This is a genomic window from Rhodanobacter sp. 7MK24 (assembly GCF_014842995.1).
Lineage (GTDB): Bacteria > Pseudomonadota > Gammaproteobacteria > Xanthomonadales > Rhodanobacteraceae > Rhodanobacter_A.
The window spans coordinates 1-468 of the sequence record NZ_JACYXL010000030.1; the positions used below are offsets into that span (position 1 = coordinate 1).

1 protein-coding gene is annotated in these 468 nt (G+C 64.5%); it reads left to right on the forward strand.

Annotation, left to right across the window (positions count from 1 at the left end):
* Nucleotides 1-468, forward strand: a 468-nt coding sequence (locus tag IHE49_RS18365) for an IS3 family transposase (RefSeq protein ID WP_192160666.1), incomplete at both ends; no start/stop codon positions are given.

A 468-nucleotide genomic window follows, 5' to 3' on the forward strand; every position in this document is an offset into this window, starting at 1 on the left:
TGACGAGCCAAGGACTCAGCGAGCGCCGCGCGTTGACGGTGCTGCGCATGAGTGCCAGTGCCCTGCGTTACGCGCCGCGCGCGGACCGCAATGTGGAACTTCGACAGCGGATCCTGGCCTTGGCGCAGCGACACAAGCGCTACGGCGTCGGGATGATCTACCTCAAGCTTAGGCAAGAAGGGATGCTCGTGAATTACAAGCGCGTGGAGCGGCTGTATCAGGATGCGAAGCTGCAGGTGCGTCGGCGCAAACGCAAGAAGGTGCCCGCAGGTGAGCGACAACCCTTGTTCCGGCCCGTGGCCCCCAACGAGGTATGGTCGATGGACTCCGTATTCGATCGCACGGCCGAGGGTCGCGTCATCAAGTGCCTGACGGTCGTTGACGACGCCACTCACGAGGCCGTCGTCATCGAGGTCGAACGAGCGATCTCCGGCACGGGCGTCACGCGCGTGCTGGATCGCCTGGCGC